The following is a 26599-nucleotide window of genomic DNA, read 5'->3' on the forward strand; positions in this document are numbered from 1 at the left end:
TGACGGGCATCAGCCCGTCGTCCGGTCCCGCCTACTCGGTCTTGACCTTGATGGTGCCGTCGATGATGGCCGCCTTGGCCTTGGCCACGTCGTCGGTGAGGCCGGCGATCTCCGCCATCTTCGGGTTGCTGTCGGCGAGGCCGACGCCGTTCACCTTCAGGTCGAAGGTCTGCACACCGGCCAGCGGCTTGCCGTCCTCAACCGACTTGGCGAGCGAGTACACCGCACCGCCGACGTCCTTGAGCGCCGAGGTCAGGATGTAGTCCTTGTACGCGGCCAGCGCCTCCTGCTTGTACTGGTCGGAGTCGACGCCGATCGCCCACTTCTTCTCCTTGGCGGCGGCCTCGATCACGCCCTGGCCGGACAGGCCGGCGGCCTGGTAGATGACGTCCGCCTTCTTCTCCAGCTGGCCCTCGGCCGCGGCCTTGCCCTTGTCGGGGCTGGAGAAGCCGCCCTCTTCGGCGGTCTGCGTCAGGTACTGCGACAGGACCTTGACGCTGGGCTTGGTGTCCTTGACGCCCTGCGTGTAACCCGCCTCGAACTTGTGGATCAGCGGGATGTCCACGCCGCCGACGAAGCCGACGGTGTTGGTCTTGGTGGCCTTGGCGGCGGCGACACCGGCGAGGTACGAGGCCTCCTGCTCGGCGAAGACGAGCGACGCCACGTTGTCGCCCTCGACCACGGAGTCCACGATGCCGAAGGTGACCTTCGGGTACTTCTTGGAAGCGGCCTCCAGCGCGGGACCGTAGGCGAAGCCGACACCGATGACCGGGTTGTAACCCTGCTTGGCCAGCGAGACGAGCCGCTGTTCCTTGTCGGCGTCGGTCTCGCCCTCGGTGGGCTCGATGTCGGCGGTCTCGTAGCCGAACTCCTTCTTCGCCTTCTCCAGACCCGAGTACGCGGCGTCGTTGAAGGACTGGTCGCCCTTGCCGCCGACGTCGTAGGCGATGGCAAGACCCTTGCCACCCTCAGTGGTCTCGCTGCTGCCACTGCCCTCGTCACTGGTGCCGCCGCAGGCTGTAGCCGCGAGTGCGAGCGACGCGACCCCCACCGCGACGCGGGTCAGGCTGGATATCCGACGCATCTGAAGTTCCCCATTCTCCAAGCCCCGCAGTGGGTGCTGAGTTCGGCGCACATTAACGCGCGTAGACCCGTGAGGGAACGGGGTTACGCGTTGCCGTTATCCATTCGTGCCGATGGCCGGTTACGTCCTTGTGAACCACGGGACCGAAAGGTGCACTTGGGGATACAGCGCCCACGACGGATGTCACGCTCCGCAGTGAGACGGTGGAGTCTGCGTGACGACACAGGTGGTTGATGACAGGGCACCACGCTACTGGGGAGGGGTGCGCGGCGCGACCCGAGCGGCCTGCCGCGCCCGCCTTCAGACCCCGGCGTCGAGGAGGGCCGCCGCGGTGAAGAGCTCCACCCCCACGGTGATCGCCGACTCGTCCGCGTCGAAGTCGCCCTGATGCAGATCCCGCACGGTCCGCTCCCCCGGCGTACGCACCCCGAGCCGGGCCATGGCACCGGGCACGTGCTCCAGATACCAGGAGAAGTCCTCCCCGCCGAGACTCTGCTCGGTGTCCTCGACGGACTGGACCCCACGCCGAGCGGCCATCGCGTCGCGCAGCAGATCGGTCGTGTCGGGGTCGTTCACAACCGGCGGCACGCCACGTACGTAATTGATCTCGGACTTGGCCCGATAGAGATTGGCGATCTCGTCGATGGCGGCATGCACCAGATCGGGCGCGGCCCGCCAGGAGGCAAGATCCAGACACCGCACGGTCCCGGAGAGCTCGGCATGTTGCGGAATCACGTTGCAGGCATGCCCCGACTCGATCCGCCCCCAGGTCACGGCAAGCCCGCTGCGGGCGTCCACTCGCCGGGCGACCAGCGCGGGTACGTCAATGGCGACCCGGGCGGCGGCCGTGACCAGGTCCGTGGTGAGGTGAGGGCGCGCGGTGTGGCCGCCCGGGCCGTCGAGCGCGACCTCGAGCCGGTCACAGGCAGAGGTGATGGGCCCGTGCCGCAGCCCGATCCGCCCGGCATCGACCTTCGGATCGCAGTGCACGCCCACGATCCGCCCGACGCCCTCCAGCGCCCCGCACTCGATGACATCCGGAGCACCACCGGGCAGCACTTCCTCCGCAGGCTGGAAGATCAGCCGCACGGCCCGCTTGAGCAGCCCTTTCTCATGCAACTGGGCGAGGACGAGCCCGGCCCCCAGCACCACGGTCGTATGCACGTCGTGCCCGCAGGCATGGGCCCGGTCGGGCACGGTCGACCGATAGGCGCACTCGGTCTTGGTGTCCGGGATGGGCAGACCATCGATATCGGCACGCAGGGCGAGCATCGGATGCGCGGGGTCCGGCTCGCCGATGTCACAGATGAGCCCGGTCCCGATGGCGAGCACACGGGGCTGAAGGCCGGCCCGCTCCAACCGCGCCTTGATCGCGGCGGTGGTACGGAACTCCTGGTTGCCCAGCTCAGGGTGCATGTGCATGTCGCGTCGAAACGCAACGAGTTCGGCGCGCAGCGCCTCGGGCAGCGCGCCGGGAAGCACGGCTTCTCCAGGCGTATCGGCCTCGGGCTCTCGGGACATCAGTTGGTTCACCCTCTGAAGGGTAGGGCGACGCGACGGCCAACTGACCCACGATCAACAAAACTTCAACCCGTTTGGGGAAGAAATCCTGGCCGCGTGGCGCATAGTTTTTGACTGTGATGGGTACACTCGCCCGGCTTTCCGACCGACTGGCCCTCAACCCGACGGACTGGACACTGCCCCAGCTTGCCGACCCGAGATCCAGGCTCACTCGAGAGAACCTCGGATCGACGACACCCATTCCCGCCTCACCAAAGACAGGCTCTCTACGCATACCACGCATACGCACCCCCGGCCGGTTCTACTCACCAACCGGACGACCGCGGTCGAGGCGGGGCCGGGCGGGGCGGGGCGGGGCGGCAGCGATTGGAAGGTTTGGGACACCTCCTCAGACCCGGACCTGGCCCTCTCGACCCCACCCCTGTCCCAAACCTTCCACTCACCCCCACAGGCGCCCCCGAGCGACCGCGGCTCACCCGAGCGCGCCCACCCACCGGCCACCACGCACCCACCGTCCGCCAGCCGTCAGCCGTCAGCCGTCAGCCGTCAGCCGTCAGCCGCCAAGCCGACCCGGCGTGCAGGCGAGACGCGACCGCGCCCGCAAGCCCCGGCCCGCCGCCAAACCCACCCCCACCCGCAGGCCCACCCCAGGACCCCACCCTTCCGGGCCGCCCGCTCGCTTCTCACCCGTGCTGGAGCGGGCCGAGTCAAGGGTGGAGCGCAGCGGAATCGGCGTAGCCGACGCGACCGGAGGGAGTGCCCTTTACTCGGCCCGCGGAAGCACGACACTGACCAAGAAGCGGGCGGCCCGAACTCGTACGGGCTGGCGGTCCGAACTCGTACTGAACGGCGGTCCGAACCCATACGGAATAAGGGAGAGGTCAACCTGCAGCCGACAGCGACCGCGACCTCCGTCAGGTCGCCGAAGAAACCGCCGAGAGCCGATGCACATCCCGTGCCGTCCCCGTGACCCCCGACAGGAACCCCTGAGCCCGCGGTGAGGCGCTCGCCGTCAGCCAGGCCGGGTCGATGTCGCAGACGGCGACCTTGACCTCCGTACCGGCCAGGGCCAGCGGCAGCGTGTGTACGACGGTCGACGGGAAGCTCAGGATCGTCCGGCCGATGGGGCCGCGCCGGGCGATCAGCTCGAGAGGAAGATCGGGCCGGACGATTTCCAGCCCGGTCTCGACGGCCAGCCGGTGCAGCTTCTCCGGGCTCTCCCTCCGGTGGGCGAAGTACCGGGTGGCACCGTACGTCCGGGCGAGCCCTTTCACCGCCTCCAGGTACCGGTCGGGGTCCACGACTCCCGTCTCCACCAAGGACGTTCCGACCAGGTCGGCGCCCTTCGTGAGGCGGGGCGGACCGAACCGGGCCCGGGTCCAGGCGAAGTCGTTGGCCGTGATGCGGACGCCCTCGGGCGTCTCGCTTATCGGCATGGAGGAGAAGACCTCCACACGCCGTCCGGCCCCGGGGGTGAGGCGGCGCCGGGCCCGGGCGGAGACCGGCGCGAAGACCAGGTCCCGGGCTCCGGGACGCCCGCCGCGCCGGTGCCAGCGCACCAGCCGTTCACCCTTGGCGAGCTGGGAGACGAACTCCATCGTCGCGGTCCCGTCGTCCACGACGACGAGATCGCGGGCCCGGGTGATGGTGAGCAGCAGTTGTACGTAACGCGAGAACGGGTCGCCCATCACGATCCGCTCGGCCCGCCGCAGCAGCGGCGCGAGCCCGCCGACCGTGTGGAAGGGCGCGGTCGTACCGCCCCGCGCCTCCTCCCACCGCACCTCGTACCCCTCGTCACGGGCCAGCTCGGCCATGCGCCGCAGCTGCCCCCGGGTCATCGGGTCGGTGGGCGAGAGCACGACGAGCGTGAGCCCCGCACCGGCCCTGGACCCACCGGACCCGCCGGGCCTACTGGGCCCAGCGGACATTCCGGTACCAGCGGAGACTCCGGACCCAGCGGACGCTCCGACCCCGCCAGACCCCCCGCCCCCCAGCTCCGGACCCGGTGGTCCGGAGGACTCCCCGGCACCCCCGGCCGTCCTGAGGGCATGGGCATGCGCCCACTCCAGGACGTTGAGGAGCTGCACCGGGCTCTCGACGAAGGCCAGAGTGGCGGGTGCGGGTGACTGGGGGCCGGTGGACCCGGCGCGGGGACTCATCGACGTACGACCGTCGCTTCCCTGGATTCGGAAGGGTTGGAGTGGCTCAGACCGCGACCGGCTCGCCCGCCGCCGCCGCGATCTCGGCCTCGGCGACGACACCCTGAACGCGGCGCAGCTTCTTCATCGGGCCGAGCTCGGACTCGTACACCTTCTTGACGCCGTCGCCGAGCGAGGCCTCGATGGTGCGGATGTCACGGACGAGGCGCGTGAGGCCCTGCGGCTCCACCGACGCGGCCTGGTCCGAACCCCACATCGCGCGGTCCAGCGTGATGTGGCGCTCGACGAACGTCGCGCCGAGGGCGACCGCGGCCAGCGTCGTCTGCAGGCCGGTCTCGTGACCGGAGTAGCCGATCGGGACGTTCGGGTACTCGGCCTGGAGGGTGTTGATGACGCGGAGGTTGAGCTCCTCGGCCTTCGCCGGGTACGTCGAAGTGGCGTGGCAGAGAAGGATGTTGTCCGAGCCGAGGACCTCGACCGCGTGGCGGATCTGCTTCGGCGTCGACATGCCGGTGGAGAGGATGACCGTGCGGCCGGTGGAGCGCAGCGAGCGCAGCAGCTCGTCGTCGGTCAGGGACGCGGAGGCGACCTTGTGGGCCGGGACGTCGAACTTCTCGAGGAAGGCGACGGCCTCGGTGTCCCACGGGGAGGCGAACCAGGCGATGCCCTTTTCCTTGGAGTACTCGTCGATCTGGCGGTACTCGTCCTCGCCGAACTCCACGCGGTGGCGGTAGTCGATGTAGGTCATGCGGCCCCAAGGGGTGTCGCGCTCGATGTCCCACTGGTCGCGCGGGGTGCAGATCTCGGGCGTGCGCTTCTGGAACTTGACCGCGTCGCAGCCGGCCTCGGCGGCCGCGTCGATGAGCTTGAACGCGTTCTCGAGCTCGCCGTTGTGGTTGATGCCGATCTCGCCGACGACGTAGACGGGGTGGCCCGGGCCGGCGGTCTTCGAACCGAAGGTGCGCAGACGGGAGTTGGTGCTCATGGTGGAGAAGTTCCTTACTTGTCGAGGGAGTCGAGAGAAGGACCGAGGATCCAGCTGGCGATCTCTCGGATCGCGCCGTCGCCACCGGGGACGGTGGTGACCGCGCGTGCGGCGCCGCGCACGACGTCGTGGGCGCTCGCGACCGCCACGGGCCAGCCCACGAGGGCGAAGCACGGGAGGTCGTTGACGTCGTTGCCGACGTAGAGCACGCGCTCAGGCGCTATGCCCTGCTCCTCGCACCACTGCTTCAGTGCGAGGTCTTTCCGGTCGATGCCGTGGAGCACCGGGATCTGCAGCTTCCGGGCTCTGGCGGCGACGACCGGGTTCTGTTCCGTGGACAGGATCAGCATCGTGAGGCCGCTCTTGCGGAGGGCCGCGATGCCGAGTCCGTCGCCGCGGTGCACGGAGACGAACTCCCGTCCGTCGGAGTCGATCAGCACCCTGTCGTCGGTCTGGGTGCCGTCGAAGTCGAGGACGACCGCGTCGATGTCGGCGGCGGTCGGGAGGGCGCCGGGGCGGTTCGCGTCGAACAGCGGCGCGAGGGCCCGGGCGCGGGCGAGGTCGTGCGGGTCGTCGATCTCCAACACCCGGGCGGGGTCGGTGCGGACGAGCTCCGTACGGCCGAAGAAGCGGTGCTTGTGCTCGCGCAGGCCGGCGGCGTCCATGGCGTACGCGGCGCCGGTCTCCAGGAGGTCCTGGGGGCGGTCCTGGCGGCGCGGGCGGAAGGACTTGTCGTGGTTGACGCCGTAACCGCCGTCCGTGGCCGTGGTGTTGGCGACGGCCGTGCCACCGCCGACCGCCCGGGTGCGCTCTGTGTCGACCACGGCCGGGTCGTCGTCGGCGTCCCGCCAGATGAAGCCGTGGAAGGGCGCCACGGTCAGCGCGGTGTCCGCACCGTTCTCCACGACCGCGCCCGCGACCCCGTCGATGTCCTCGCGGACGATGAACGGGCTGGTGCACTGCACGAGGAGTACGGCGTCGACGGCGGAGCCGTGCAGCGCCTCGTGGGCGTCCATGGCGTGCAGGACGGCCGCCTCGGAGGTGGCGGTGTCGCCGGCGATGGCGGCGGGGCGGAGCACGACTTCCGCGCCGGCCTCTCGGGCGGCGGCGGCGATCGCCTGGTCGTCGGTGGAGACCACGACGTCCGTCACCAGCCGGGCAGCGCGGCACTCGCGCACGGCGCGGGCGACCAGCGGTACGCCCCCGACGGGGAGGAGGTTCTTGGCGGGGACGCCCTTGGAGCCGCCCCGCGCGGGGATCACCGCGAGCACGCGGCGCACCGGCTTCACCCGGCCCGCTGTCGCTTGGTCCGCTTCCGAGTTGGTCATTGGCTGTACTCCTTGATTAGCGGTCGCGGGGAAGTGCGGGTGTGTTCCCGCGTCGTTCGGTGCGTGCTCTCGGCGTGCCGGACGAAGGTCCTCGTAGCGGAGCTACCTGGGCCTTTGGCCGGTGCGGCGAGAGTGCGTGCCGGGCGGCGTGGGGGCGTGCCTGCACTTCCCCGCGACCGCTCAGGGTTCGGGACGCCCGCGGCTCGCTCGTCCGTCGGGAGGGCACTCACAGCTCGCCCATGCGCCGGATGACGGGCGCCACGCGCTGCACGCCGTGCCGGTAGGCGCCGCGCGCCGCCCGGCGCACGATCTGCCGGACCGGGCCCGGCTCCTTGTCGGCGTCGGGGGCGCCGGGCAGCGGGCTGCCGTCCGGGCCGAGGTGGTGGCGGGCGAGGATGCCGGGCAGATAGCCGGGCGCGGTGGCGGGGGTGTAGTAGGGGGTGAGGGCGGGGAGTTCGCCCCGGCCGAGCAGCTTCGCGATGCGCTCGCGGGCCGCGTCGAAGGCCGTCTCGTACGAACCGTCGGCGGCGACGCCCTGCCGGGCCACCCACTGCTCGTCGGGCAACGGCCGGTGCCCGGCGTCGAGTTGGTCCCAGGAGGCGAGGCACCCGGAGCCGACGAAGTGGTGGTTGCCGAGCGACTCGCGCACACCCAGGTCGGTGAGGACGACGGTGGGGATGCGGCGGTGCAGGGACTCCAGGGCCGCCGTGGAGCTGATGGTGACCAGCAGGTCCGTACGGTCGAGGACCTCGCCCATGTGGCCGTACACGAGGCGGAAGTTGGCGGGCAGCCCGCCCGGGATCCGCTCCGCGAGCCGCTGGTACGGCTGCTCCTCGATGTGCGTGGTGTGCTCGCCCGGCTTGGAGCGCAGCTTCAGCAGGACCTCGCAGTCCGGGTGCAGCCGGGCGTGCTTGACCAGCCGGTTCAGCAGGTAGGTACGGTCCTTGCGGCTCTCCGGCACGGAGGGCTGCGCGGCGAAGACCACCGTGTACGGGTCGTTCTCGGTGTAGGCGTCCCCGCCGAGGAACGGCAGCGCCACCTCCGTCACCGACGAGGCGTCGGCGCCCACTCCCTCGTACACGGCGGTGAACCGCTCCGCGTCCTGGCGGGAGTTGGCGAGGACGAGATCCGCGCCGTGCCGCAGCAGCAGCCCGTCGGCGAGCTTCTCGTAGACGACGCCGACATAGCCGGTGACGACCACGGGCCGCTCCGAACGCCCCGGTCCGAAGCGCTCCCGCCACTGGTACGAGAGTCCGTGCAGCATCGCCTGGACGGCACCGCCGACGAGGGAGAGCACGACCACGTCGTACGTGGTCTCCTCGCGGGACATCTCCCGCAGGAATTCGACCGCGGTGACCTCCCGCAGGGAGTCCGCGCGCACGCCGACTTCTTCGAGCTGACGGGCGGTGGGGGTCGCACGGCCGCGCAGGAGATAGCCGTCGAGCCGGATGTCCGAATCAGCCGGTGCGATACGGTTCGCGGTGAGCGCGCCCCATTTCCACCGGGTATCGGAATCGGCGAGTACGGCAACTCGCAGGGACTTCGTGGTACTTGCTGGCACGTCCAAGACGCTAGGAAGCGATTCGGATGCGCGGCCCAACCAGAAAGCAACAAAGGGTTAACAGCACATCTCCGAATGGCGAATCAGGCTCGGATCGGCGCACAATAAGGCTGGGTTCACGAATCCGCCACGTGTCGTTCACCTGACATCTCACCGGCGGTCAAGACGAATGACGGGCCGCCGCCTAACGTCACGTGGGTGGTCAAGCTCTCCGTCATCGTGCCGTTCTACAACGTGCAGCAATATGCGCCCGACACCCTGAAGAGCCTGCGTGCGAACGCACGCGAGGACTTCGAATTCATTCTCGTCGACGACTGCTCGCGCGACGAGACACCGGACATCCTCGCGCGCGCGGAGCGCGAGCTCCCGGGTGCGGTGCATGTCAGACACGAGACGAACGGGGGGCTGGCCACCGCGCGCAACACGGGCATCGACGCGGCGCGCGGCGAATACCTCACGTTCCTCGACGGGGACGACTGGCTCGCCCCCGGATACTACGAGCAACTTCTGGGCGCCATCGAGGACTTGGGGTGTGACTTCGTGCGCACCGACCATGTCCAGTGCACCGCGCGGGCCCGGTCCATCCACCGAGTGCCGTACGGCAGGCGCGGAGTCGTGCTGAATCCGCGCGAGGCGATCCTGCCCGCCGACCGTTCCACCTCCGTCGACTACGCGTACGCCTGGGCGGGCATCTACCACCGGCGGCTGGTCGACCGGGGTCTGCTGCACTTCACCGACGGGCTGCGCACGGCTGAGGACCGGCCGTGGATCTGGAAGCTGCACCGGGAGGCCGAGTCGTTCGCCACGGTGGGGCTCCTCGGGGTGTTCTACCGGCGCGGCGTCTCGTCCTCGCTGACGCAGATCGGCGACGTACGGCAGCTGGATTTCATTCGCGCGTTCGACCAGGTGGTCAGGGAAACGGCGGAAGACCGGGAGGCCGATAAACTCCTCCCGAAGGCCGTGCGGACTTACTGTGCGATTATTTCCCATCATCTGGGATCCATCGAAAGGTTCGAGCCACCCGTGGCACGGAAACTGAAGTCGATGAGTGCCGTCGCATTGCGGCGTATGCCGCAGGACGTCCTCGATGACGCCCTCGACTCCATGGACATACAGCGCGCGACGCGACTGCGCCGACTGCGCCGCCGTCCGGTCGCCGCGGGGGTGACGGCGTGACCACCCAGATCTTCATGGCGTCGACGCTGTACGGCACGGCCACGCTCGCCGCGGCCGTCGACGCCGACTGCTTCCGGCCGGCCGCCCGGCGCGTCCTGCTGGTCTCCAACAACTCGGCGACTCCCGAGACGACGCCCGCCGTGGACGAGATGCCCGGGTTCGAGCAGCTGCGCGGCCGGTTCGACGACGTGATCTCGTGGAACGACACCATCTCCCCTTTCCACCCGGGCGGTTGGGCCCCGCGGATCGACGACGTACCGCTGTGGGAGCGGCATCTGCGGCTCGCCTGGGGCCTCGGTGACGACGACGTCGAGCTGGCCGTCGAGTCGATCCAGGTCAACCCGGCACTCGGCCTCACCCAGATCTTCACGGGCGCGCCCGTCACGGTCTACGCGGACGGCCTGATGAGCTACGGCCCGACCCGCAGCAAGATCGACCCGCTGGTCGGCACGCGCATCGACCGCCTCCTCCACCTCGACCTGGTGCCGGGCCTGACACCTCTTCTGCTCACCGAGTTCGGCGTCGAGCCGGAGATCGTGCCGACGGACGCCTTCACGAAGGTCCTCGCCGAACTCGTGAAAACGGGCGACGAGTTGCCCGCCATCGACGAACCTGCCCTGCTCCTCGGCCAGTACCTCTCCGCCCTGGGCATCCTCTCCACCGAGGAAGAGGAGGACATGCACGTACGGATGCTCAAGGGTGCTGTCCAACTCGGCCACAACCGCGTGGTGTTCAAGCCCCACCCCAGCGCCCCGGCCCGCTGGTCGCGCGCCCTGGAGAAGGAGGCCGAGAAGATCGGCGCCGACCTCACGGTGCTCGACACACCGGTCCTCGCCGAGGTGCTCTACCAGCGGATGCGTCCCGCGCTGGTCGTCGGCTGCTTCTCCACCGCACTGCTCACCGCCTCCGCGCTGTACGGCCTGCCGGTCGCCCGCATCGGTACGGAGTCGCTCCTCGAACGCCTCACGCCGTACGAGAACAGCAACCGCGTCCCGGTCACGATCGTGGACGCCCTGCTCCCCGAACTGTCGGACCGGGTCGCGGTCACCGAGCAGCGCCAGGGCATGAGCCCGGACGAACTGACCGAGCTGGTACGGGCCGTGGGCTACGCCATGCAGTCCAAGATCTACCCGGACATGCGGCCGGCCGCCGAGCGGTATCTGACGCGGCATCTGAACAACCGCACCTGGCGCTACTTCAAGCGCCGCCGCCTCACCTCGCTGGCCCTGCCCGGCGCGGTGCCGGCACAGCTCTCCTTCATCCCCCGCAATGCGACCGTACGCCGCGTGGCCCGCCGCGCCCGATCCTTCAAGAGGGCCACACTCGGATGAGTTCTGTGCAAACGACGCCCGTTCCGACATCCACACCGGAGGCGGGCGCCGGTGGCACCCCGCCCCGGATAATCCCCCGAGCGCACGCGCCACGCCTGCGTGCGCTCGACGGGCTGCGGCTGATCGCCGCACTCATGGTCGCCGCGTACCACTACGGCGGCCGGGGCGGGGAGGTCACCGGGTCCTGGGGCAGCTCCGCGAAGTTCCAGTTCCCCACACTGCACGAGTGGTTCGCGTACGGCTGCCTGGGTGTGCAGGTCTTCTTCGTCATCAGCGGCTTCGTGATCTGCATGAGCGGGTGGGGGCGAACCCTGCGCTCGTTCTTCGCCTCGCGAGCCTCGCGGCTGCTGCCCTCGTACTGGGCGGCGGTGATCATCGTGACGGCGGTCTTCGCACTGCCGGTGGTCGCCTACAAGGCCGTCTCGCCCAGCGACGCGCTGGTGAACCTGACCATGCTGCAGCAACCGCTGGGCGCGGACCGGGTGTTGGGGGTCTGCTGGACACTCTGGGCGGAGGTCCGCTTCTACGCGCTGTTCGCGCTGTGCATCGTCATGCCGGGCGCGACCCGGCAGCGAGTGATCCTCTTCTGCGCCGGCTGGACGCTGGCCGCGGCGATCGCCCAGGCGGCGAACGAGCCGCTGCTCGACCTCGTCCTGATGCCCGAGTACGCGCCGTTCTTCATCGGCGGCATCGGCCTCTACCTCGTCCACCGGGACCGGAGCGACTCGTACGCCTGGGGCATCGTCGGTGTCAGCTGGCTGATCGGCCAGTACCAGGCGGTGGCGCAGCTGTGGCACGCGCCCAACCCCGACTTCTTCTCGTACCGCACCTCGAGCGGCATCATCCTGGTCGTCACCTTCGGCTTCGTCGCGGTCACCGCGATCGCCCTGGGCTGGCTGAACTGGGCGAACTGGCGCTGGCTGTCGGTGGCCGGAGCGCTGACATACCCCTTCTACCTGGTCCACGAGCACCTGGGCTGGGTCGCCATCGAGGCATACCACCAGGAGCTGGGCCTCTCGGCGTACTCGACGCTCCTGCTGACGGTCGCGACGATGCTGGCTCTGGCGTGGCTGCTGAACCACTACGTCGAGGACCGGCTGGCCCCACGGCTGCGCTCGGCACTATCAAAACCGCGCTGAGCGCTCCGCTGGAAGCACAGTGATGAACCCGCGGGCCGGTGGGGGCTGGTCGCGCAGTTCCCCGCGCCCCTACGGGGCGCGCCGGACCCCGCGTCTGCGGCATGATCCGCCGGACCGGTCCTAACCCCGCTGACCTCGCTGAACGCCTTCCAGGATCTCGCCCAGCGCCTCGCCGGCCTCCTCGATGAGGTCGGCGAGTTCGGTCATGCGGCGGGCGAGTTCGGCGCGGGCGGCGGGGTCGGTGACGAAGCCGGTCAACGGGTCGGCCTGCGCGTCCGCGTCGGCTGATTCCGCGTCGGCTGATGCCGCTCCGGCCGGTTCCGTCTCGGCCGGTTCCGGCTCAGTTGATTCCGGCTCAGTTGATTCCATTCCGGTCTGTTCCGGCTCAGTTGATTCCATAGCGCGCCTCGATTCCGGTCAGCACCACCAGTAGCCCTTCCTCGAAGCGCTCGTCGTAGTCCTCGAAGATCTCCGGTCCGGCGGCCGCCGACAGGGGGAACTCGGCGAGCAGTTCGGCGCGTTCGGCCACGTCGTAGCCCTCGCGGCGCTCCCCCGGCACGGGCTGCACGCCCTGCTCCTCGGTGACGAAGCCGAGCGTGAAGAGGTACGCCGTCGTGGTGGCGCGTACCGCCTGCTGGAGGGTGAACCCGGCGGCCACGAAGGCGCGCAGGTTCTCCTCCATCTGCACGGCGTGCTCGGTGCCGGTGAAGCGGGAGCCGCTGAAGACCTTCGCGCCGTCGCGGTAGCTCAAGAGCGCGGCACGCAGACCGCGGTTGGCCACGAGGAGCCGCTCCCGCCAGGTGGCGTCGGGCTCGATCGGGGCACCTGCGACCATCCGGCGGTACATCTCCGTCGCCATCTCGTCCAGCAGCGCCTGCTTGTCCTTGAAGTGCCAGTACAGGGCGGGCGCCTTGACGTCCAGCTCCTTGGCGATGGCACGGAGGGAGAGGCCTTCGAGGCCGACCTCGTTCAGCAGGCGCAGCGCGGTGTCGGCCACCAGCGCTCGGTCGATCTTCCCTACAGCCACGGTCGCACCCTATCCGGCGGTTTTCCCTTGACAACTTAACACCGTTAAGGAGACTCTCGAGGCATGGAACTTAACGACGTTAAGGAAGCGGTGACCGTGGACACGGATGGCACCGGCACAAGGGCCGACGTCCTGATCGTGGGCGCCGGGGCCACCGGGCTCACCCTCGCCGTCGACCTCGCACGGCGCGGGGTGCGCGGGATGGTCGTCGAGCGGGCCGACGGGCTCTTCCCGGGCTCGCGCGGCAAGGGGATCCAGCCCCGGACCATGGAGGTCTTCGACGACCTCGGCGTGCTGGACGCGATCCGGGCGAAGGGCGGCACGTATCCCGTCGGGATGATCTGGCAGGACGGGCGGCGGCAGGGCGAGCACCGGATGTTCGACGAGACCGAGGCGACGGAGGCCGAGCCGTACGCGGGCGGTCCGTGGATGGTGCCGCAGTGGCGGACGCAGGAGATCCTGTCCGCGCGCCTGGAGGAGCTGGGCGGGAGCGTCGAAATCGGGCGGGAGCTGGTGGGCATCGCGCAGGACGCCGACGGCGTGAAGGCGAGCTTCGCCTCCGGCGCCCCGGTCCGCGCCCGCTACGCCGTCGCCGCGGACGGCGGCCGCTCGGCCGTGCGCCGCGCGCTCGGCATCGGCATGACCGGGGAGACCGTGGACCCGGCTCCGACGCTGGTCGCGGACCTCCGTATCAGCGGGCTCGACCGCGACAACTGGCATGTCTTCCCGCCCACCGACGGCCAGGGCTTCCTGGCGATCTGCCCGCTGCCGCACACGCAGGACTTCCAGCTGGTGGGCAACTTCACGGACCCGGCAGCGGAGCCGGACCTGTCCCTCGACGGCATCCGGAAGCTGGTCGCCACGCGGACGCACCTCACGCCCGACGACGTGACCGAGGTCCGCTGGGCCTCGGACTTCCGGCCACGGGCCGCGATGGCGGACCGCTTCCGGGAAGGTCGGGTCTTCCTCGCGGGTGACGCGGCGCACGTCCATTCACCGGCGGGCGGCCAGGGTCTGAACACCAGCGTCCAGGACGCGTACAACCTGGGCTGGAAGCTCGCGGCCGTGCTGCGGGACGGCAGCCCGGACTCCCTCCTCGACTCGTACGAGGAGGAGCGGCTGCCCGTGGCCGCCGCCATGCTCGGCCTGTCGACCCGGGTCCACCGGGGCGAGGTCCGGCGCGGCACGGCCACGCAGCAGTTGGGCCTCGGCTACCGGGACTCCACGCTCACGGTGGAGACCCGGGAGGACCTGCCGTCCGACGCCCTGCACGCGGGCGACCGCGCCCCGGACGGCACCCGCGGCGGCGTACGCCTCTTCGACGCGTTCCGGGGCCCGCACTGGACACTGCTGACGGTGGGCAGGGACGCGGACCCGGCAGACCTGTCGGATCCGTCGGACCTGGCGGGCTTCTCCGCCGTCCGCACGGTCCGGATTCCGTCGTACGAGGCGTACGGCACCGGGGTCTTCCTCGTACGGCCCGACGGTTACGTGGGCTGGGCGGGCGAGTCGGTGGAGGGGCTGGCGGGGTACGCGGCCAATGCGGGAATCGCTTAGGCCGAACTCGACAGCGACAGCTTCACGGCGAAGCCGAGAAAGAGGGCGCCGGCGGCGGAGGTAGCCCCCGCGGAGAGCCGCCTGCGTCGTCGGAAGGCCGCCGCCAGTTTCGTACCGCTGAATATCAGCGCGCTGAGGTAGAGGAAGCTCGCCAGCTGGGCGAAGGTGCCGAGCACGACGAAGGAGAGGGCGGGATACGCGTACCCCGGGTCCACGAACTGCACGAAGAAGGCGACGAAGAACAGGATCGCCTTGGGGTTGAACAGACTGATGACCAGTGCCCGTCGGAAGGGCCGCTCTTCGGTGACCGACGATGAGGCTTCCTCGGCCTCGGCCCGCTCCCGCCGGGTCCGCCACATCGCCCACGCGGCCCGCAGCATCCCGATCGCGAGCCAGGTCAGATAGCCGGCCCCCGCGTACTTCACGATCCCGAACAGCAGCGCGTTCGCCTGCAGCAGCGAGGCGACTCCGGCCGCGGAGAGCGTCATCAACACGGCGTCACCACACCAGACGCCCGCGGCGGCCTGGTAACCGGTCCGTATGCCTCGCCTTGCGGCAACGGACAGCACGTAGAGGGAGTTCGGCCCGGGCAGCAGGACGATCAGGACCAGGCCGACGAGGTAGGTGGGGAGGTCGGTTATGCCAAGCATGAGGTGGAGTGTCGCACGGGGGTACGACACTCCGCCTCGTGGTTTTCAGAGGGCGGGACGGTCAGTCGTCGTCACCGTCGAGGAGACGGTCTGCCGAGAGTTCCACGGTGACGCCGATGGATGAAGGCAGGGGCACAGTGGTGCCTCGTTTGTACGGCGTGACTGTGGCGTACTTGTCGCCTTCAGGGCCCGAGTGCACCACTACCAGGTCGTGCTTACGATCCACGACGACGTAGGCAGGGATTCCCGAGTTGGCATAGCACTCGACCTTCATGAGAGTGTCATCGGCCCAGTTCGAGGAGGTGACTTCCAGCACCAGGCGGAAGACATTCGGCGCGTAGCAGTTCTTCTGAACGTGGGCATCCATGAAGTCGGCGTCGACCACCGCGAAGTCCGGGACCGCGTAATCATCTGGCCCCGAAGACAGCCACAGCCCGATGGCCTGCCCATACCGGACACCCGCCCGCCGCGCTCCCGCGTCGTGGAACTCACCCATGAGCCAGGTCAGCGACATGGCATGCGCACCATCAGGCGGCGGCGTCACAATCATGCTCCCCTTGAGGATCTCCACGCGGTGCCCGGGCAACCAGCTGGAAACGCGATCTGCAGCGTCGGCAATCGTCATCTCGTCCTGTATCACAGCCACGGCAACCTCCTTTCGGGAGTCCACTGTCCACGAGCGTAACCGCCACCGCCGATGTTTCGCTCGTGATCACTCGTTCGGGGACAAGACCTCAGAACGCATCGCTAGGAACATACGTCCCCCAAACCTCCCGCAGCGCGTTGCACACCTCGCCCACCGTGGCCCGGGCCCGCAGCGCGTCCTTCATCGGGTACAGCACGTTGTCGTCACCCTCGGCGGCCTTCTTCATGGCGGCCAGGGCCGCGTCCACCGCCGGCTGGTCGCGCTCGGCCCGCAGCTTCGCCAGCCGTTCGGCCTGCTGGGCCTCGATGGCCGGGTCGACGCGCAGCGGCTCGTACGGCTCCTCCTCATCCAGCTGGTAGCGGTTGACGCCCACCACCACCCGCTCGCCGGAGTCGGTCTCCTGCGCGATGCGGTACGCGCTGCGCTCGATCTCGCCCTTCTGGAAGCCGTGCTCGATCGCGTTGACCGCGCCGCCCAGGTCCTCGACCTTGGCCATCAGCTCGATGGCGGCCGCCTCGACGTCGTCCGTCATCTTCTCGATGACGTACGAGCCGGCGAACGGGTCGACCGTCGCCGTCACGTCGGTCTCGTAGGCCAGCACCTGCTGGGTGCGGAGGGCCAGGCGGGCGCTCTTGTCCGTCGGGAGCGCGATCGCCTCGTCGAAGGAGTTCGTGTGGAGGGACTGGGTGCCGCCGAGGACCGCGGCCAGGCCCTGTACCGCGACGCGGACCAGGTTCACCTCGGGCTGCTGGGCCGTCAGCTGCACCCCGGCCGTCTGCGTGTGGAAGCGCAGCATCAGCGACTTCGGGTTCTTCGCGCCGAACTCGTCCTTCATCACACGGGCCCAGATCCTGCGCGCCGCCCGGAACTTGGCGACTTCCTCCAGCAGCGTCGTGCGGGACACGAAGAAGAACGACAGCCGCGGCGCGAAGTCGTCCACATCCATCCCCGCGGCCACCGCGGTGCGTACGTACTCGATGCCGTCCGCCAGCGTGAACGCGATCTCCTGCGCCGGCGAGGCACCCGCCTCCGCCATGTGGTAGCCGGATATCGAGATGGTGTTCCACTTCGGGATCTCGGCCTTGCAGTACTTGAAGATGTCCGCGATCAGCCGCAGCGAGGGCTTGGGCGGGAAGATGTAGGTGCCGCGGGCGATGTACTCCTTGAGCACGTCGTTCTGGATCGTGCCGGTCAACTGATCGGCACGCGCGCCCTGTTCCTCGCCGACCAGCTGGTACATCAGCAGCAGCAGTGCCGCCGGCGCGTTGATCGTCATCGATGTGGAGACCTTGTCCAGCGGGATCCCGCCGAACAGGATGCGCATGTCGTCGATCGAGTCGATGGCGACGCCGACCTTGCCGACCTCGCCCGAGGCGATCGGGGCGTCGCTGTCGTGGCCCATCTGGGTGGGCAGGTCGAAGGCGACCGACAGCCCCATCGTGCCGTTCGCGATCAGCTGCTTGTACCGGGCGTTGGACTCCACCGCGGTACCGAACCCGGCGTACTGCCGCATCGTCCACGGCCGGCCCGTGTACATCGACGGGTAAACGCCCCGGGTGAAGGGATATCCGCCGGGCTCCCCCAGCTTCTCCGCCGGGTCCCAGCCCTCCAGGGCGGCCGGCCCGTAGACCGGTTCGATGGGCAGTCCGGACTCCGACTCGCGCGCCATGGTGTTGTTGCCTCCCGCTGAGCTGTTACTCGCCAGTACAGACCGACCCTCGCCACGGACTGTAGCGGCGGCCGTGCGGCCGGTGGAGAGGCCCCGGCTGGGAGCTTGCTCACAACCCGGACGAGACCGCGCTCACAACAATGCCGCGTAGTTCGCAACCAGGCACGTGCGGGAAACATCTCAGGGGCACTACCGGACATCGGGGATCGGTGAGCAACGGGGGATTCGGATGCGTACCACAGCCGTGTGGAGATCAGTCGCAGCGATGGCGGCGCTCGCCGCGGTCAGCGGCTGCACCGTCCAGGTCACGGGTACGGCGCCCGGGAAGGCGCCCGCCCGTACGTCACCGGCGCCGAGCCGTGCCCCCGACGACGCCAAGCCCTCGGCCAAGTCGTCGGCCGAGCCCACGAAGCCCGCCGAGCCGCCCGCACCCGCGCCCGAGGTCCTGTGGTCGAGGGGCGACCGCGGCAAGGACGTACGGGAGCTGCAGGCCCGGTTGCGCCAGGTCCTCTGGCTCTTCGAGGGGCCGACCGGGACGTACGACACCCCGACGGTCACCGCGGTGAAGGGTTTTCAGGGCAAGCGGGGGCTGCCGCAGACCGGGAAGACGGACTCCGTGACCTGGCAGCGGCTGCTGAAGATGACGCGCGAGCCGGGCAAGTGGGAGCTGTACGCGTCGGGCGGCCAGCCGGCCGCGAAGCCGGACCCGCGCTGCATGACGGGCCGGGTGCTGTGCGTCAGCAAGACGAGCCGCACGCTGCGCTGGATGATCGACGGCCGGACGGTCTCGACGATGGACGTGCGCTTCGGCTCGCAGTACACGCCCACTCGGGAAGGTGTCTTCAGCGTCTACTTCAAGTCGCGCCACCATGTGTCGACGCTCTACGACTCGCCCATGCCGTACGCGATGTTCTTCAGCGGCGGCCAGGCGGTCCACTACTCCTCGGACTTCGCGGCCACGGGCTACTACGGAGCCTCGCACGGCTGCGTGAACGTACGGGACGAGGGGAAGATCGCGGCGCTGTTCTCGCAGGTGAGGAACGGCGACAAGGTCGTCGTCTACTGGTGAGTGCCTGACGGCTAGGAGAGTTCACGGGCGCGGGCGGGACCGGGGGAACGTGTCCCGCCCGCGCCTCTGTGCACGGAGCCGTGGGTACGGGGGGAACCCCGGCTCGTGCGACAGCCGATGACCAGTCGGCTCGCTTACTACTGCGTCAGGGCGGCTGAAAATGTCACACCCGGCCGACAAGAGCGTGACAGCGGCACGAAACCGCAGGTCAGGAGGGTTACGAGGGTGAGGGAAGCTGCCGCTGGGCCTGCGGGGCAGAGGCCGCGGGCCGGGGTGGGGCGGACATCGCGGGGGCCACGGAAGCCGTGGTCCGCGCAAGGGCGCTGACGTCGGGCGTCGGCTCCGGGGCCCGCGGCGGAGTCCCGGTCGCCGCAGGCAGGGCGGGGGCGAAGGGCTTGGTCTCGGCCGAGTCGCCGCCGGGGTGGACCGGGCTGTCGCCGCGGTGGACCGGGCCGTCGTCTCCCCGGAACATGCCCGGGCCTATGTGAGGGCCGTCGTCGTCCTCGTCGTCGTGGCCCGTACCCGTGTTGCCTCTGCCCGGCCCGCCCTTGCCGTTCCCGTGACCGTCCCGGTCGTCGCCGGCGTCGCTGCCGTGCCAGTTCTTCAGGATGCCCTTGCAGTACTTCTTCACCTGCTCGGCACCGTTCGCCGCGTCCTCGAGGCTGCGTCTGCGGTCGGAGTCCAGGTGCTTGCCGTCGCGGTGGTCGCGGCAGGCCGAGGCGAGCCCGGGCCACCCATGACCGGGTCGCCTCTCGGGCCGGGCGTCGTCGGAGCCGGGGTGTGTGCCCGCGTCCGCGTCGCCGCGTGCCTCGCCGCGCGGGGCGGAGCCCTCAGCGGTCGGGCCGCCCGTGCTGCCGTCGGGCTTCGGGGTGTCTGCGCCGCCGCCCGGCGTCTTCTCGGGGGACGGCGAGAGGAACGGACGGTCCGGTGTGACGGCGACCGTCGCGGAGGCGGCGGGTTCCGGTTCGTCGCCGCCGAACGGCAGGACGTCGGAGGTCGCTGTCACCGCGACCCCGCCGATCATCCCGGCGGTCAGCGCGGCGGCGAGTCCGTAGCGCATCGGGCGGCCCCAGCCGGAGGGGGCGCGACGGTTCGCGGCGGAGCGGCCGAGACGGATCAGGCCGGCGTCGGTGGAGTTGGCGGTGGGCGAGGTCGAGGGCGCGGAGTGCGTACGGGTGCGGAGGCTTGCCTGCTCGACGTTCTTGCCGGTGTGCGCCTTGCGGAAGGCGGCCAGCGCGGCGGCCTCACCGGGGAGTTCCGTGCTGGTCGGAGCAGGTTCGGCGGTCAGCGCGCCCAGTGCGTCGAGAGCTTCGGCGAGTCGGTCGGCCTGGTCGCGGGTGTCGGCGTCGACGGTTTCGAGCGGCTCTCCGCGCAGCAGTCGTTCCGCCGCGTCGCGGTCCAACCACCTGTACTGCTCGTCGGCCATCACATGTCCTTCTGCGTCCGCGAACGCGTATGCGTCACACCGGCGGACGTCACCGCGCGGGTACGCGGTTCTCCGTGTGGGGGTCTTTGTGGGGGTACGGAACTCAGGGAGCCGACCGATTCCGGATCCGCGCCGAGCAGCTCCGCGAGCCGCTTCAGACCGCGGTGCGCGGCCGTGCGGACGGCGCCCGGCCGCTTGCCCAGCGTGTCGGCGGCGGTCTTCGCGTCGAGGCCGACGACGACGCGCAGCACGACGGCCTCCGCCTGGTCCTGCGGGAGCTGGGCGATGAGGGAGAGGGTGTTGCCGGTGGCGAGGGCCTCGATGGCCTCACCCGCGGTGTCGGACTCGGCGGCCTTGCCGGTGAGCTCGGTCTCGTCGCCGCCGATCGCGGGGCGGCGGCCGCGCATGCGTATGTGGTCGAGCGCGCGGTTGCGGGCGATCCGGGCCGCCCAGCCGCGGAACCGGTCCGCGTCTCCGCTGAACCGTTCGAGATCGCGGGCGATCTGCAGCCAGGCCTCGGATGTGACGTCCTCGGCGTCCGGGTCGCCGACCAGCGTCCGCACGTACCCCAGGAGCCGTGGTTGCACGGCTCGGTACACAGTCCGGAACGCGGTCTCGTCTCCGTCCTGTGCCGCAAGCACCGCGGCGGTCAGCTCCGCGTCGTCCCCCAGCACCGCGCCCCTTTTGCGCCTAAGCCGGCGCCGCTCTCGCGGACCGGGTTCTCGCCGTCGTGGTTCCTCAATTGATGGTTGCGGTCATGGACCTTTGTGGGAGCAGTGGTCCTCCGGTCCTCCGCAGTCCGGCGCGAATGGCACGTTACGGCGTGAAACCGCTCCCCGTCCATGTCCGTACAACGTGCAACCAACTCGATTCGGCGTGGGGTGTGACACAAAACGCACCTCGGACGCTGAAGAGAGTACGGGCCGCCGCGCGGCCCGTGCCGCGCGACGGCCGGGGCCTCTCCTGTGGGGGGTGGCGGCCCCGGCCGTTGCCATCGGCAGAGCCGTGGCATTCGACAGAGCCGCGGTATTCGGCACAGCTGTGGCGCTCGACCCGGCCAGTCGGCTTGATCAGCCGGCCTTGCCCTTTGCCCCGTTTGTACTTTTCGCGCCCGGCGCGTCCTGCACAGAACCTTTACCGGGAGAGCCCCCGGGGGAGTCCCCGGAAGAGTTCCCAGAGGAGTTTCCAGCCGTGGCCGAAGGTACGGGCGATTTGCCCGGCTTGGCCTTGTCGGCACCGTTCCGCTCTTCCGCCTCGGTCAACTGCCGGGCGCAGTACGCCTCGACGTCCTTCTCGCCGCCCGCGGCCTCCACCAGGCGCTGCCAGGCCGCCGAGTCGAGGACCTGACCGCGATCCTTGACGGACTCGTACGCACGGCACTGGGCCTCGGTGTCCTGAGCGGACGAGGGGCGGTCCGAAGGACCGTCGGCGTGACCCGGCGCGGACGAACCGGGCGCCGCAGTGGTCGCGGTGTCCGGAGCGCTGCTCGACGGCCGGGTCCTGCCCCGCTCGTCGTTGTCGTCCCGCGCGCCTCCGCCCGTTCCGATGGCGGCGACCGCTACACCGCCGAGCGTCACACTGGCCGTCAAGGCGACCAGGGCCGCCCGCACCGACCACCGGCGCGACCGCTCGCCCTCCGGCCGCCAGTCGTCCCGCCGCCGGGTACGCGCCACCCCGTGCGCTCCCTCGTCCCGCGCCGCCCTGAAGGCGGCGAGGACCCGCCCCTCGGCTTCGGGGTCGACCGTGTCGACGCGCACGGCAGCGGCCAGCAGGGCACTGAGATCAGGCGGATTCGCCCCACCGCCGGCCCCACCGCCAGGAGGCGCCACGTAACGAGGGGGCCTGCCACCGCTGCCCTCCGGGCGCGCGGAACGATGGTTCGGGCGGCCGTCGGGGTCGTGTCGTTCAGGCATGTCCGAATCCACCCTCGCCGCCCAAGGATTGCTTGCCGTTCATCTCGACTCCCCCAGCGTCCGGGGCCCGTCATCCGTCACACCTTCCGCACTCAGCTGGCGGGCGAGGCTTTTCAGGCCCCGGTACGCGGCGGTACGTACCGCTCCGGGGCGTTTGCCGAGGACGCGCGCGGCGGCGGGGCCGTCGAGGCCGACGACGACGCGCAGCAGTACGGCCTCGGCCTGGTCGCGCGGAAGCCGCGAGACGAGTTCGAGGGCGTACTCCGTCGAGAGGGCCTCCAGGGCCTGCTCGTGCGTGCTGTGCGTGCCGGGCAGGTCGAGCATGTCCTGTTCGAGCGCGGACGCCCGCGGCCGCACCTTCTGCCGCCGCAGGTGATCGAGCGCCCGGTGCCGCGCGATGGTCGCGGTCCAGCCGCGGAAGCCCGCGCCGTCCCCGCGGAACCGCCCCAGATCCCGGGCGATCTCCAGCCACGCGTCCGACGCCACGTCCTCCGCCTCGTCCCCTACAAGACCCCGCAGATATCCCAACAACCCTGGTTGCACGATCCGGTACGCGACCGCGAAGGCGGCCTCGTCCCCCTCCTGGGCCCGCGCGACGGCCATGCCCAGTTCCCCGTCGGACGACTGCCCGCGGCGGGGTTCCCCTCCCTGGCCCAACACTGTCCTCGTTCGCACCGAGTTCGTACCGAATGCGCATCACGCGCCACGGATTGCCGTGCCCGCGCACCCCTCAAGGTCATCAGCGCCGCGCGGCACGGAAGTGTCACATCCCGTCAGCCGCCCCACCCGCCTCGGCGAGCCCGGACAGCCCCGCCCGCGCCCTCCCGTGCAACTGCAGATAGAGCGTCCGCAGCGATTCCCGCTCCCCCGCCTCGAACCGCTTCACGACCTTCCCCAGCGGATTCCACACCCGCCCGTCCGGCATCCGTACGCCCACCGGCTGGCCGAACAACTCCCGCTGCGCCTCGTCGAATTCGACCCACACGGCACCGGCCCGCCGTACGAGCACCTCACCGGCGTACACCCCGAGCCCGAACAGCACATGCCGCACGGCGGAGTGGTCCCGGCCGCTCTTGCGCAGCCCGTCGACGATGAAGTCGACGACGCGCAGGCTCGCGACGGAGTAGTCCAGCGGCAGCCTGTTGCGGGCCGTGACGTCCCGTACGAACTCCGCCGCATGACGCCTCATCCGCAGGTCGGCCGGCAGCCTCACGCCCGTCCCCGCGCGCGTGTGTGCCCGCGCCCCCGCACTCGTCCCCTCCACCGCTTCCGCCCCCTCGTTCGGTCACGTCCGGACCGCGAGTGACACAGCCGGTCCGCAAGACCAAGCGGGGCGGACGCCCGGAACATCACACGTCACCACAGTGACATGGATCACGCACCAAGTCGCCGAAACCCGTACAACCATCCACCCGTCCCAGACGTCTGCGCGGCCCTGAAGTGACGTACCCCACACCCCTGTTGGGTGATGTTTAACCTCGTCTTACCGCTGAATTAAGAGCCACCCCAGTGACGGGTGGGTTTTTTGTGAGGCTTTTCTAGGGGTGGGGTATTTGAGTCGCCGGACGAGCCATGCCTACAAACCGCTGAGTCTGAAGCGGAGAGCGTGGCTGACGATAGGGGCCGTGGTGCTGGGCGGGGCGGGCGCCGTGACGTATGCCGTCGCGGACCCGAGCGCGGACCCGGCCGTGGACGCCGCGCGCGGCAAGCGGCCCGTGAAGGTGCACGAGCTGGCGATGAAGAGCGACGGCTCGGGCCGACGCAAGGTCGAGCGGACGAGCACCCGGCAGTTCTCGCTGCTCGGCCTCACCTGGACCGGTTCGAAGACCGAGCTCGACGGCACCGCCCAGGTGCGGACCCGCGACCTGGCGACGGGCGAGTGGACCGGCTGGCAGAACCTGGACCTGGAGCCGCATCCGGTCGACAAGGCCGAGCCGGACGCCAAGGAGGCGCGTGGCGCGTCCGATCCGCTGTGGGTGGGCCCGAGCGACGGCGTCGAGGCGCGTGTCGTGGCCGCCGACGGTTCGGCGAGTTCCGGTCTGCCGAAGGGACTCGAGGTCACCCTGGTCGACCCGGGCGTGACCTCCGCCGAGGCCAAGAACAAGGCGCTCGGCACGACCGCCGGCACCTCCATGGAGAACGCCGCCTTCGTCGCCGAGGACCCGACCGGCTCCCCGACCCCGACCGACCCGGCCTCGGGGTCCCCGTCCCCGACGGACTCCCCCAGCACGGAGCCCACGACCGGCGCCCCGGCGTCGCCGACGGCGAGCACCACAGAGAGCTCGTCGCCCTCGGCCTCCGCCTCGCCGACGCCCGACCCGGTGCCGTCCCCGCCGCCGTCCACCGTGACGCAGCCGCCGGTCATCTCGCGCGCCCAGTGGGGTGCCGACGAGTCGACGGTCCAGGACCCGCCCGAGTACATCGACAAGGTCAGCGCGGTCTTCGTCCACCACACGGTCGGTACGAACGACTACAGCTGTGCCGAGTCCCCGGCGCTGGCGCGCGGCATCATGGCGTACCACGTGCAGGGCAAGGAGTGGAACGACCTCGGCTACAACTTCCTGGTCGACAAGTGCGGCCGGATCTTCGAGGGCCGCGCGGGCGGCATCGACCTGCCGGTGCGCGGCGCCCACACGTACGGCTTCAACGGCGACTCGGCGGGCATCGCCGTCCTCGGTGACTTCGAGGGCGCGCCCGCCACCGCCACCACTCCGGCGAAGCCCGCGGGCAAGCCGACCCGGGCCACCCTGGAGTCCGTGGCGCGCGTCGCCGCGTGGAAGCTGGGCCAGTACGGCGGCAACCCGAGCGGCCAGGTCACTCTGACCGCCGGCGCCGACACGGGTGTCTACAAGGCGGGCGAGCAGGCCACGCTCAACACGATCTCCGGCCACCGCGACGGCTTCGCCACCGAGTGCCCCGGCAAGAACCTCTACTCGAAGCTGAGCGAGATCCGCCGGTACGCCTCGAGCCCCGGCAAGAACTCCGCGATCCCGACGGCCGACTTCAACCGTGACGGCATCACAGACCTCGCCGCCGGTGTGCCGAAGGCGTCCAGCGACGTCGGCAACGTCGTGATCGTGCCGGGCGGTCTGAACGGCCCGGTCTCCGCGAGCAAGGTGAAGCTCACGCAGTCCAGCGCGGGTGTCCCCGGTGTCTCCGAGAAGGGCGACCTGTGGGGCGCGGCCACCGCCTGGGGCGACATCAACGGCGACGGCCACGCCGACCTCGCGATCGGCGCGCCCGGCGAGGACGACGGCTCCGGCCATGCGGACCGCGGCGCGGTGACGATCCTGTACGGCCCGAAGTTCGACACCGGAGCCGACACCATGGCGCTGGGCGACGACTACGAGGCCAGTGGCGCGAAGTTCGGCGCGACGGTCGCGGTGGGCGACTTCAACGCCGACGGCAAGGCGGACGTCTTCACGGCGGCCACCGGCACGGGCGGCAACTGGGCGGCCCGCTTCAACGACGGCCACGAGGTCGCGGGCGACCTCACCACCGCCTCCGGCGCCCTCGCGTACGCGGACGCCACGACCGGCGACTTCAACCGGGACGGCTACGCGGACGTGGCGCTCAACTACCGCGACGCGTCCGGCATCGGCAAGGTCACCTGGTTCAAGGGCTCCAGGTCGCTGGGCCTGTCGAAGGTGTCCACGCTCTCCGTGAAGGGCGGCCGCTCCATCGCCGCGGGCGACGTGAACGGCAACGGCTACGACGACATCGTCATCGGCCAGCCGTACACGTCCGAGTCCGGCGCCAAGGCCGGCGGCCAGGTCACCATGGTCCCGGGCACGTCGACCGGCTTCACCGCCACCGGCATGACGACCGTCCACCAGAGCACCACGGGTGTCGCGGGCGCCGCCGAGGCGGGCGACGCGATGGGCTGGTCGGTCTCGACCGGCGACCTCAACGCCGACGGCTACGCGGACGTCCTCACCGGCGCCCCGAACGAGGACATCACCCGCAGCGGCACCAACCGCTCCAACGCGGGCGCGGTCTGGCTCTTCAAGGGCACCTCGTCCGGTCTCACCGGCACCGGTTCGCTCTCCTACTCCCAGGACACGACCGGCATCCCCGGCTCCACGGAGAAGGACGACAAGCTGGGCTCGTCCGTCTCGCTGACGGACTACTCCGGCCACGGCCGCGCCCACCTGCTCATCGGCACGGAGGGCGAGGACACGGGCAACGGCACGCTGCTGTACCTGCCGAGCACGGCCTCGGGCGTCTCCGTCACCAAGGCGGCGTACTACGGCCTCACCCAGCTGGGCACGCCGACGGCCGCGCGCCTGGGCCAGGTACTGACCCCATAGCAGGCACGTAACCACCGCACTGCGAACGAAGGCTGGGGCCCTGCGAGA

General features: G+C 70.3%; 22 protein-coding genes. 6 read left to right on the forward strand and 16 right to left on the reverse strand.

Annotated elements, in window-relative coordinates; genetic code table 11:
* Positions 1-31: 31 nt before the first annotated feature.
* The 6 genes from GAS53_RS30100 to GAS53_RS30130 form a co-directional block, all read right to left on the reverse strand.
* Positions 32-1084, reverse strand: coding sequence for a BMP family lipoprotein (locus GAS53_RS30100; RefSeq protein ID WP_151480877.1), 1053 nt, complete (start codon positions 1082-1084; stop codon positions 32-34).
* Positions 1085-1384: 300 nt separating this feature from the next.
* Positions 1385-2605 (reverse strand): amidohydrolase, encoded by a 1221-nt coding sequence (locus GAS53_RS30105; protein WP_151480933.1) that lies wholly within the window; start codon positions 2603-2605, stop codon positions 1385-1387.
* Positions 2606-3519: 914 nt separating this feature from the next.
* Positions 3520-4764, reverse strand: coding sequence for a hypothetical protein (locus tag GAS53_RS30110; RefSeq protein WP_151480878.1), 1245 nt, complete (start codon positions 4762-4764; stop codon positions 3520-3522).
* A gap of 46 nt (positions 4765-4810) precedes the next feature.
* Positions 4811-5749, reverse strand: coding sequence for an N-acetylneuraminate synthase family protein (locus GAS53_RS30115; protein ID WP_151480879.1), 939 nt, complete (start codon positions 5747-5749; stop codon positions 4811-4813).
* Between the two features lie 14 nt (positions 5750-5763).
* Positions 5764-7077 (reverse strand): N-acylneuraminate cytidylyltransferase, encoded by a 1314-nt coding sequence (locus GAS53_RS30120; protein WP_151480880.1) that lies wholly within the window; start codon positions 7075-7077, stop codon positions 5764-5766.
* 226 nt (positions 7078-7303) lie between these two features.
* Positions 7304-8638 (reverse strand): DUF6716 putative glycosyltransferase, encoded by a 1335-nt coding sequence (locus GAS53_RS30130; protein ID WP_151480882.1) that lies wholly within the window; start codon positions 8636-8638, stop codon positions 7304-7306.
* A 198-nt stretch (positions 8639-8836) separates the two neighbouring features.
* On the opposite strand from GAS53_RS30130, the gene GAS53_RS30135 reads away from it, so the two are divergent.
* From GAS53_RS30135 to GAS53_RS30145, 3 genes are read left to right on the forward strand one after another with little or no spacing between them, the layout of a single operon-like run.
* Positions 8837-9814 (forward strand): glycosyltransferase family 2 protein, encoded by a 978-nt coding sequence (locus GAS53_RS30135; RefSeq protein WP_151480883.1) that lies wholly within the window; start codon positions 8837-8839, stop codon positions 9812-9814.
* Complete coding sequence (locus GAS53_RS30140) at positions 9811-11145, forward strand: alpha-2,8-polysialyltransferase family protein (protein WP_151480884.1); 1335 nt, start codon at positions 9811-9813, stop codon at positions 11143-11145. The genes GAS53_RS30135 and GAS53_RS30140 overlap by 4 nt, the downstream gene beginning before the upstream one ends.
* Positions 11142-12284 carry an acyltransferase family protein gene (locus GAS53_RS30145; RefSeq protein ID WP_151480885.1) on the forward strand — a complete coding sequence of 381 codons (1143 nt, stop codon included), beginning with the start codon at positions 11142-11144 and terminating at the stop codon, positions 12282-12284. Before GAS53_RS30140 ends, GAS53_RS30145 begins: the two co-directional genes overlap by 4 nt.
* A gap of 120 nt (positions 12285-12404) precedes the next feature.
* Here the strand turns inward: GAS53_RS30145 and GAS53_RS30150 are convergent, their stop codons facing one another.
* On the reverse strand, positions 12405-12653 hold the full coding sequence (locus GAS53_RS30150) for a hypothetical protein (RefSeq protein ID WP_151480886.1): 249 nt from the start codon (positions 12651-12653) through the stop codon (positions 12405-12407).
* Positions 12654-12669: 16 nt separating this feature from the next.
* Positions 12670-13311 (reverse strand): TetR/AcrR family transcriptional regulator, encoded by a 642-nt coding sequence (locus tag GAS53_RS30155; RefSeq protein ID WP_151480887.1) that lies wholly within the window; start codon positions 13309-13311, stop codon positions 12670-12672.
* A gap of 63 nt (positions 13312-13374) precedes the next feature.
* On the opposite strand from GAS53_RS30155, the gene GAS53_RS30160 reads away from it, so the two are divergent.
* Positions 13375-14868: an FAD-dependent oxidoreductase gene (locus GAS53_RS30160; protein ID WP_151480888.1), complete on the forward strand. Its 1494-nt coding sequence runs from the start codon at positions 13375-13377 to the stop codon at positions 14866-14868.
* Here GAS53_RS30160 and leuE read toward each other — a convergent pair.
* The 3 genes from leuE to GAS53_RS30175 form a co-directional block, all read right to left on the reverse strand.
* Positions 14865-15518 (reverse strand): leucine efflux protein LeuE, encoded by a 654-nt coding sequence (leuE, locus tag GAS53_RS30165; protein ID WP_151480889.1) that lies wholly within the window; start codon positions 15516-15518, stop codon positions 14865-14867. The genes GAS53_RS30160 and leuE overlap by 4 nt on opposite strands.
* A gap of 61 nt (positions 15519-15579) precedes the next feature.
* Positions 15580-16164: a Uma2 family endonuclease gene (locus GAS53_RS30170; RefSeq protein ID WP_225859175.1), complete on the reverse strand. Its 585-nt coding sequence runs from the start codon at positions 16162-16164 to the stop codon at positions 15580-15582.
* 88 nt (positions 16165-16252) lie between these two features.
* Complete coding sequence (locus tag GAS53_RS30175) at positions 16253-17833, reverse strand: acyl-CoA mutase large subunit family protein (RefSeq protein WP_151480890.1); 1581 nt, start codon at positions 17831-17833, stop codon at positions 16253-16255.
* A 229-nt stretch (positions 17834-18062) separates the two neighbouring features.
* Here GAS53_RS30175 and GAS53_RS30180 point away from each other — a divergent pair, with 229 nt between their 5' ends.
* The gene (locus GAS53_RS30180) at positions 18063-18902 is read left to right on the forward strand and encodes a L,D-transpeptidase family protein (protein ID WP_151480891.1); all 840 of its coding nucleotides are present in this window, start codon (positions 18063-18065) and stop codon (positions 18900-18902) included.
* 217 nt (positions 18903-19119) lie between these two features.
* Here GAS53_RS30180 and GAS53_RS30185 read toward each other — a convergent pair whose 3' ends face one another.
* The 5 genes from GAS53_RS30185 to GAS53_RS30205 form a co-directional block, all read right to left on the reverse strand.
* Positions 19120-20328 (reverse strand): hypothetical protein, encoded by a 1209-nt coding sequence (locus GAS53_RS30185; protein WP_192583348.1) that lies wholly within the window; start codon positions 20326-20328, stop codon positions 19120-19122.
* Positions 20328-21002, reverse strand: coding sequence for an RNA polymerase sigma factor (locus GAS53_RS30190; protein WP_151480892.1), 675 nt, complete (start codon positions 21000-21002; stop codon positions 20328-20330). The genes GAS53_RS30185 and GAS53_RS30190 overlap by 1 nt, the downstream gene beginning before the upstream one ends.
* Before the next feature lie 396 nt (positions 21003-21398).
* Positions 21399-22241, reverse strand: a complete 843-nt coding sequence (locus GAS53_RS30195; RefSeq protein ID WP_151480893.1) for a hypothetical protein — start codon at positions 22239-22241, stop codon at positions 21399-21401.
* A gap of 39 nt (positions 22242-22280) precedes the next feature.
* Positions 22281-22898, reverse strand: a complete 618-nt coding sequence (locus GAS53_RS30200; protein WP_151480894.1) for an RNA polymerase sigma factor — start codon at positions 22896-22898, stop codon at positions 22281-22283.
* Between the two features lie 106 nt (positions 22899-23004).
* Positions 23005-23430, reverse strand: coding sequence for a hypothetical protein (locus GAS53_RS30205; protein WP_151480935.1), 426 nt, complete (start codon positions 23428-23430; stop codon positions 23005-23007).
* A 439-nt stretch (positions 23431-23869) separates the two neighbouring features.
* On the opposite strand from GAS53_RS30205, the gene GAS53_RS30210 reads away from it, so the two are divergent.
* A complete protein-coding gene (locus GAS53_RS30210; protein ID WP_404829307.1) occupies positions 23870-26551 on the forward strand; it encodes an FG-GAP-like repeat-containing protein in 2682 nt (893 codons plus the stop codon).
* The last annotated feature ends 48 nt before the right edge of the window (positions 26552-26599 follow it).

The organism is Streptomyces albicerus (assembly GCF_008905045.1).
Taxonomy (GTDB): domain Bacteria; phylum Actinomycetota; class Actinomycetes; order Streptomycetales; family Streptomycetaceae; genus Streptomyces; species Streptomyces albicerus.